Source organism: Collinsella sp. Sow4_E3 (assembly GCF_052116285.1).
In the GTDB taxonomy this organism is placed as follows: Bacteria; Actinomycetota; Coriobacteriia; order Coriobacteriales; family Coriobacteriaceae; genus Collinsella.
The window spans coordinates 1-2,463 of record NZ_JBQKLJ010000048.1; the positions used below are offsets into that span (position 1 = coordinate 1).

General features: G+C 68.9%; 4 protein-coding genes. All 4 read right to left on the reverse strand.

Translation table 11 applies throughout. From position 1 onward, the window contains the following. The coding region (locus ACTQ48_RS11030) for a hypothetical protein (RefSeq protein ID WP_441570944.1) at positions 1-216 on the reverse strand (216 nt) is incomplete at its 3' end. A 2-nt stretch (positions 217-218) separates the two neighbouring features. Beyond that, positions 219-1,148: a peptidoglycan recognition protein family protein gene (locus ACTQ48_RS11035; RefSeq protein ID WP_441564108.1), complete on the reverse strand. Its 930-nt coding sequence runs from the start codon at positions 1,146-1,148 to the stop codon at positions 219-221. 16 nt (positions 1,149-1,164) lie between these two features. Further along, the gene (locus ACTQ48_RS11040; protein ID WP_441564107.1) at positions 1,165-1,626 is read right to left on the reverse strand and encodes a hypothetical protein; all 462 of its coding nucleotides are present in this window, start codon (positions 1,624-1,626) and stop codon (positions 1,165-1,167) included. An 8-nt stretch (positions 1,627-1,634) separates the two neighbouring features. After that, a partial coding sequence (locus tag ACTQ48_RS11045; RefSeq protein WP_441570946.1) for a hypothetical protein occupies positions 1,635-2,463 on the reverse strand: 829 nt, incomplete at its 5' end.

Consider the following 2,463-nt stretch of genomic DNA (forward strand, 5'->3'; position numbering starts at 1 on the left):
GGCAGCCAGGGCTAACCCGGCCAGACCCCACACCGATGCCCGCACATGCCCGGCGGTGGCGATCGCGACCACGCCGGCAGCGACCCATAGGGCGGCTCGTAGCCAGTCGGGTAGGTCGATCAGCTCGGCACGGGCTGGGACGCCAGCATCGAGCAGTGACACCCCGACCAGCACCCACAGGACGCCGAGACCGAGCATCGCTGTCCGGCGAGGCACGCTCAGCCCTTGAGCCGGTCACCGAGGTCAGCCAGCGCCTTCTCGGCAGCCGCTTCGGCCGCTGCCCGGATGGCGGACATGTCCACCGATCCGGGCTTGGCGGCCTCCACAGCAGCGGTCAGGGCCGCAACCTGTGCGTCCATCTTGCGGCCCTGCCAGTAGCCGTCCTGCTGCGCCACCGCCGCAGTCGGGCCGGAGCTGCCGAGGTAGTACTCCCACACCGAGTCAGCGATCGACGTCCGTGCTCGACCCAGCTCGACCCGGATCATCCGCTCCAGGCGCTCCCAATCTTCCTGCTTCATCTCGTCATCCTCCTGCTGTGAGTGGTCAGTCGTCGTTGTGTCGCCGTGGATGACGGCGGCCAGAATGTGGGGGATTTGCCGTTCACGCTGCGGGCCAGGGCACACCTTGCCCCGGCTCAGCGTGTACAGCAGCCCACCGCGCTCACGCGGCACCGTGGTCGCATACCCGGGGACACCGAGCCGATGCCACGACAGTCCATGCGAGCTTGGGCCGCGTCGATTGTCGGCCGCGAGACGGCGCGGAATCGTCGGGTGGGTCGCCATCAACCAGCGGACGAGCTTGACGATTGCCTGCACCTGCGCCGGATTCCAGGGCGGAGGTTTATTCTCGTCAGCCCAACCTGTCCAGACCGGCCCGTAGCCGTCCCACGTCTCGATCGAGATTGTGTCCGGGTTGCCGTCGAGGTCGCACGCCGCCCGGAACTGGGTGTCCTGATACTGGCGGACCGTGCCGATCCGGTCAACATAAAAGTGGGAGAACACGCCCTGCGAGTCCCAGTAGCCACGCAGCGACGTCGAGTTGCTGACCGCCGTATGGAGATTGATCCGCACCGGTGACGGCATCACCCGCCGCCGCTGATCTAGCCGGGTTTGCAGCGACTCACGAACCGCGCCTGGATACCATGCCATCCCTACTCCTCCCCTCTCACAGGAACCACGTGCCGGAGATCGGGAACACCGGGGTCCCCCCGCTCGGCTCCGCGACGATGTAGCCGACCGTCGAGAATGACAGGTCGCCAGACGATGACAGGAACGGGGTCGCGACAGTCGTCTTGTTGGACGAGACGGACGCCGGTAGAGGTGTCGTGGATACAGACGATGGGCGGTATCCCGCCGGGACTGTCGCGACCGTGCGGCCCGTCAGCGACCCTCCCGTCCAGCGGATGAAACCGGAGATGACCACAATGCCGCACCGCCGACGCACCTTCAGCCCGGGCGAGACGGCCTCAAAGCCGGAAGCGATGGCGCAATCCACCCACCCCGCCGCGTCCACGACGCCGTTGAGGGCTCCCTCGACGCCCTGCGCCAGCACGGCGAGATCGGCAGGCACGTCGTTGGCGCTCGTCACCTCCGGGGTCCGCAGACCGTAGACAGGTGTGGATGGCATGGGGCCTCCTAGATCGTAGTGGTGAGCGTGATGCGGCCCGCGTCGGGCCGGTCAGAGGGGCCGAGCAGGGCCATATAGTCGGTCGTGCCCTGATAGGCGACAGCGATACCGCGAGCAGAGCCGGACAGCAGCGCCGCCACCTCCTGCTCAGTGAGCGCCACATCAACCGTGCCGCCCTGCGCTACCTGCCCGGCAGCGCGAGGACTGGTAGTCAGCGGCGGCGGCGACGAGGGTCGGCTCGCGGCACCGTGCAGCGCGAGCCACACCGTCCGGGCAGCCGACATCCCGGCACCAGTCGCCCGGTACAGACGCAGCACCCCCGACCGTCCGACACCACCCCTCGCCAGCGACTCGCCGTAGAAGAAAAATCCCGTGTTGTCGGCGGATTGGCCGGACGTTGAGTGGCCCTGATAGGCGCGGGAACCTGCCGAGCCGTCGGTGCGCCACGCCCCGGAGCGGGCTGTAGCCGCCTGCACCGCGGCGGCCGTCACCGTCGTTGTCGTGCGACCGGGGTCAGGCTGCGGCGGAGTGGGGTCAGCCGGAGGTTTGGTAGGCGGAGGCGGTGCGGATGGGGCGCCCAGCCGGCCCACCACCATCCCGCCCGACGCGCCCCACACGATCCCCACCCGGTCACCCACGACCGGCACACCACCCACATACGGGACCGTCACCGACCCCGACGTGGTGGCGACCGTCACCACACTCGACCCGGTGGACGCCACCGTCCCCTCACCGGGACGCGGAGACCGGAGACCCACTACATGCCACACACCCTCTGAGCGGAGCAGCAGCACCCGATCCCCCACCACCAGCGGGGTCGGTAGCCACGACAGCGGC

What these genes read in the sequence shown, in the direction of transcription:
- ACTQ48_RS11035 (WP_441564108.1), bottom strand. Translation starts at nt 1,148, where the DNA reads ATGGCATGGTATCCAGGCGCGGTTCGTGAGTCGCTGCAAACCCGGCTA.
- ACTQ48_RS11040 (WP_441564107.1), bottom strand. Translation starts at nt 1,626, where the DNA reads ATGCCATCCACACCTGTCTACGGTCTGCGGACCCCGGAGGTGACGAGC.